5 protein-coding genes and 1 pseudogene are annotated in these 4183 nt (G+C 70.9%); 3 read left to right on the top strand and 3 right to left on the bottom strand.

Annotation, left to right across the window (positions count from 1 at the left end; all coding sequences use genetic code 11):
* From WBP48_RS12505 to WBP48_RS12495, 3 genes and pseudogenes are all read left to right on the top strand, one after another.
* A pseudogene (locus WBP48_RS12505) lies at positions 1 to 768 on the top strand (polyketide antibiotic transporter); the annotation flags it as partial.
* On the top strand, positions 765 to 1229 hold the full coding sequence (locus WBP48_RS12500) for a GbsR/MarR family transcriptional regulator (protein WP_424440903.1): 465 nt from the start codon (positions 765 to 767) through the stop codon (positions 1227 to 1229). The pseudogene WBP48_RS12505 and the gene WBP48_RS12500, both read left to right, overlap by 4 nt.
* Before the next feature lie 144 nt (positions 1230 to 1373).
* Complete coding sequence (locus WBP48_RS12495) at positions 1374 to 1907, top strand: ribonuclease H family protein (protein WP_424440901.1); 534 nt, start codon at positions 1374 to 1376, stop codon at positions 1905 to 1907.
* 97 nt (positions 1908 to 2004) lie between these two features.
* Here the strand turns inward: WBP48_RS12495 and WBP48_RS12490 are convergent, their stop codons facing one another.
* The 3 genes from WBP48_RS12490 to WBP48_RS12480 all read right to left on the bottom strand — a co-directional run bounded on the left by WBP48_RS12490 (position 2005) and on the right by WBP48_RS12480 (position 4082).
* A complete protein-coding gene (locus WBP48_RS12490; RefSeq protein ID WP_424440899.1) occupies positions 2005 to 2364 on the bottom strand; it encodes a VOC family protein in 360 nt (119 codons plus the stop codon).
* A 167-nt stretch (positions 2365 to 2531) separates the two neighbouring features.
* The gene (locus WBP48_RS12485; protein WP_424440897.1) at positions 2532 to 3017 is read right to left on the bottom strand and encodes an NUDIX domain-containing protein; all 486 of its coding nucleotides are present in this window, start codon (positions 3015 to 3017) and stop codon (positions 2532 to 2534) included.
* 42 nt (positions 3018 to 3059) lie between these two features.
* The gene (locus WBP48_RS12480; protein ID WP_424440895.1) at positions 3060 to 4082 is read right to left on the bottom strand and encodes an aldo/keto reductase family protein; all 1023 of its coding nucleotides are present in this window, start codon (positions 4080 to 4082) and stop codon (positions 3060 to 3062) included.
* Positions 4083 to 4183: the final 101 nt, after the last annotated feature.

Raw genomic sequence — 4183 nt, 5'->3', positions numbered from 1 at the left:
GGGCTCGCCGGTCCGACCGCGCTGGTGTGGCGCCTGACCAGGGGTGCGATCGCCGGCTGGGTCGTCGGCGGCCTGATCACCGGGCTGCTCACGACGACGCTGGCGACGTTCGTGGATGCCATCGGCACGGACAACCCCGAGATCGAGGACACCCTTCGGCAGATCGGTGGCGGGGGCACCGTCGAGCAGTCCCTCATCGCGACGTTCTTCACGATGCTCGGAGTGATCGCCGCGTGCTGCGCCGTCCAGGTCGTCGCGCGAGCGCGTCAAGAAGAGGTGCACGGCACGGCCGAGCCCGTGCTCACGGCACCCGTGGAGCGGCTGCGGTGGCTCGGCGGGTATCTGCTCGTGGCGTTCACCGCCGTCGTGCTCATCAGCGCGGCCGGGATCGCCGGGGCTGCCGCGGGGCTTGCCGGAGTGAACGGCGACTGGTCGCTCATGACCGACGTCGTCGTCAGCGGCACCGGACAGATCGCCGCGGCATCCGTCTTTCTCGTTCTGACGGCCCTCGCGTTCGTGCTCGCGCCGCGTCTGACGATCCCGCTCGGCTGGCTGCTCGTGCTGGTCGGGACGACCCTCGGCCTCTTCGGCCCGCTGTTCGGCTTTCCGGACGCACTCACACGGCTTGCCCCCATGGCCGTCACACCGCAGGTGGACGGCGACGCGCTGGACGTGCGGGGACTGTGGTGGCTCGTCGGGGTGAGCGTCGCGGGCGCGGCGGCCTCGCTCGGGCTGATGCGGCGGCGGGAAGTCGCGGTCGGCGCATGATCGAGCAGCACGCCGGCACCGAGCCGGCCGAACAGGCGGCGTCGCTGCTCACCGTCGCCGGGATGCCGCGCATGCCGGCTCGCGTCATGATGGCCCTCGTCGGAGCGCCGGACGAGGGCTACACGGCGGTGCAGCTCGCCGACCGGCTCGGCGTGTCGGCGGCGGCGGTGTCGGGCGCCGTGCGTTACCTCGTCTCGATGCGCTTCATCGACCGCATCTCGCGGCCGGGCGACCGCCGCGATCGCTACGACCTGACACATGACGCGTGGTCCGGGATGATCACCTCCTCGGCGCCGCTGTACGCACAGCTGGCGGCCGCGATGGAACGGATCGCCGACGAGAACGCGGGCGCCCCGGCATCCGTCGCCCGCGCACGCGACGTCGCCGACTTCCTGCGCTATCTCGCAGAGCGGATGCCGGGGCTCGCCGACGAGTGGCGTGCCGCGCGCTCGCCGCGGTGACCCGCTCCCTCCCGCCTCGCCTCTTTCTCGCCGAGCAGGCCGGTTGCTGCCGACCGGGGCGGTTATTGTCGCCTCACAACCGGCCCGGTCGGCACGAACCGGCACACTCGGCGGCGGCTGCGTGAGATCGGATACCGTCGAGGAGTGACCGAGCAGACCTACACCGTGGCCACCGACGGCGCGTGCAAGGGCAATCCGGGGCCGACGGGGTGGGCGTGGGTCGGCGAGGACGGGCAGTGGGCCGCGGGGGCGATCCCGGTAGGAACGAACAACATCGGCGAGCTCATGGGGCTGCTGAAGGCGATCGAGGACCACGCCGACGTCGCGCGCCTCGTCGTGCAGGCCGACTCGAAGTACGCGATCGACACCTACTCCTCGTGGATGGATGCCCACCGCCGCCGCGGCTGGAAGACCTCGACGGGTGCGCCGACGAAGAACCGCGACCTGCTCGAACAGCTGATCACCGCGCGCGACGCGCGCCGCGCGGCGGGCCTCCCCGACGTCGTGCTGGAGCACGTGCGCGGGCACCGCGGGCACGTGCTGAACGAGTGGGCCGACGAGCGGGCCGTGCGTGGAGCAGAACACGCCGCCGCTGGTACCGCTTCGGCGTGGTCGTCGCTCGGCGGTCTGCACCCGGTGCTCGACGTCAGCGCCGCGCCGACGCGCAAGGCGCGCTGATGCCAATGTCGCGCGACATGACCCAGACTCTCTCACCCGACGGCGCGGCAGCGCCACGGAAAAGCTGACCCGGGGCTCACGGACCGCATCCCGGAGGCTACTCGGTGACGCCCTCGTACAGGCCGATGCGATTGCCGTCGGGGTCGACGATGACCGCCCACCAGCTCGTCTCGCTGATGTTCTGCTTCGGTTCGGCGACCGAGCCCCCCGAGGCCTCGGCCTTCGCGATCGCGTCGTCGATCGAGTCGACCTCGACGTACGACAGCGGCTGTGTGGACGTCTCGTCCCGCAGGACGAACCCGCCGCCGCTGATCTCGTTCGGGGCCTGCCACATCGGGTAGCCCTCGTAGCCGGGGACCTCGGCGATCTGCCAGCCGAACAGGCCGGCGTAGAACTCTCCGCCCGTCTTCAGATCCGAGACCGGGATGTCGATGTGGGTGATGTCTCCGTGCGCCATGGCGGCTCCCTTCGTCGGGTGTTCGCGGCCAGTCTGCGCCGCGGCGGCGGTGGCGGCAAGGGGGTGACGCTGCCAGAACTCCACCGATCCGTGCGCACAAACACCGTCGAAACGGTTCGATCGACCTCCCGGTCACCGGATTGGTGGAGTTCGGGCCGCCCGGCAGCTCAGGGCGTCGCGGCGAGCAGCTCCTCGAGGCGGTCGAGCGCGGGCCGCTGGCCCTTGACGAGGCGGCGGCGTGCGTCGGCCACCGGCATCCACTCGGCACGGTCGACCTCGGGGAACGAGCGCCTGCGGCCCGACCGCGGCGGCCACTCCAGCTCGAACTCGCCGTAGACGAAGCGGGGGTCGGATGCCGCGAACCCCGCGCCGTCGGCGACGAACACCGTCACCCGCTTGCCCGAGGAATAGGCGAAGGTTCCGAGCTCGGCGAAGTCCGCCTCGGGAGGCTCGACGCCGAGCTCCTCGCGGAACTCGCGCTTCGCGGCCGCGAGGGCTGCCTCCTCGCCCGCGTCGTATTCCCCCTTGGGAATGGACCAGGCGCCGTCGTCCTTCGCGGTCCAGTGGGGACCACCCATGTGCGCGATGAGCACCGACACGCCGCCGACCGGATCCAGCCGGAACAGCAGGATGCCGGCGCTCGTGACCGCCATGCGCCGCCCACCCGCCTGCCTAAGACCCCGGCCCGCGCTCGGTCAGCCCCGCTCGCCCGGCCGCCCCTTCGGCGAGACGGCGTAGGTCTCCTCGGCATCCGTCACCGCGACGGGAGCCAGCGCATCGTCGATCGCGTCGAGCACGTCCGCGCCGAGCACGACGCCCGATGCCTTGACCGAGTCCTCGAGCTGTTCCGGCCGCGACGCGCCCACGAGCGCGGCGGCGACGTTCGGATTCTGCAGCACCCACGCGATCGCCAGCTGCGGCATCGTGAGCCCGGCCTCGGCTGCGATCGGCTTCAGCTTCTGCACCGCTTCGAGCACGTCGTCGCGCAGGAACCGCTTGATGAAGGTCGCGCCGCTCTTCTCGTCGGTCGCCCGCGAACCGGCGGGCACCGGCTGCCCGGGCAGGTACTTGCCGCTGAGTACGCCCTGCGCCATGGGCGACCACACGATCTGCGAGATGCCGAGCTCTTCGCTCGCGGGGACGACCTTGCCCTCGATGACGCGCCACAGCGCGGAGTACTGCGGCTGGTTCGAGACGAGCTGGAAGTGCAGCTCCTTCGCCAGCGCGTGGCCCTCGCGCAACTGCTCCGCGGTCCACTCGCTGACTCCGATGTACATCGCCTTGCCCTGCCGGACGATGTCGGCGAAGGCCTGCATCGTCTCCTCGAGGGGCGTCTGGTAGTCGAAGCGGTGCGCCTGGAAGAGGTCGACGTACTCGACGTTCAACCGCTTCAGCGATCCATGGATGCCGTCGAAGATGTGCTTGCGCGAGAGACCCTGGTCGTTCGGTCCCTTGTTGCCGATCGGCCAGTACACCTTCGTGAAGACCTCATAGTCGGTGCGGTCGAGACCCTTCAGCGCCTCGCCGAGCACGACCTCTGCGGCCGTGTTCGCGTACGTGTCCGCCGTGTCGAACGACGTGATGCCGAGGTCGAGCGCCTTATGGACCGTCGCGATCGCCGCCTCGTTCGCGACCTGCGACGCGTGCGTCACCCAGTTGCCGTACGTGATCTCCGAGACCTTGAATCCGCTGTTGCCGAGATAGCGATAGTTGACCATCCCTCCACGCTACCCGCCAGGGAACACCTCGCGGCCGAGAGCGACAATCGGCTGGGGCCCGGGCCGGGCGGACGGGGGCCGGGGTCCGGGCGGACGGGGGC

The sequence above is a fragment of the Microbacterium sp. genome (genome assembly GCF_049661145.1).
Lineage (GTDB): Bacteria > Actinomycetota > Actinomycetes > Actinomycetales > Microbacteriaceae > Microbacterium.
The sequence above is the reverse complement of the archived record's forward strand: the minus strand, read 5'-3'. Positions and strand labels throughout refer to the sequence as shown.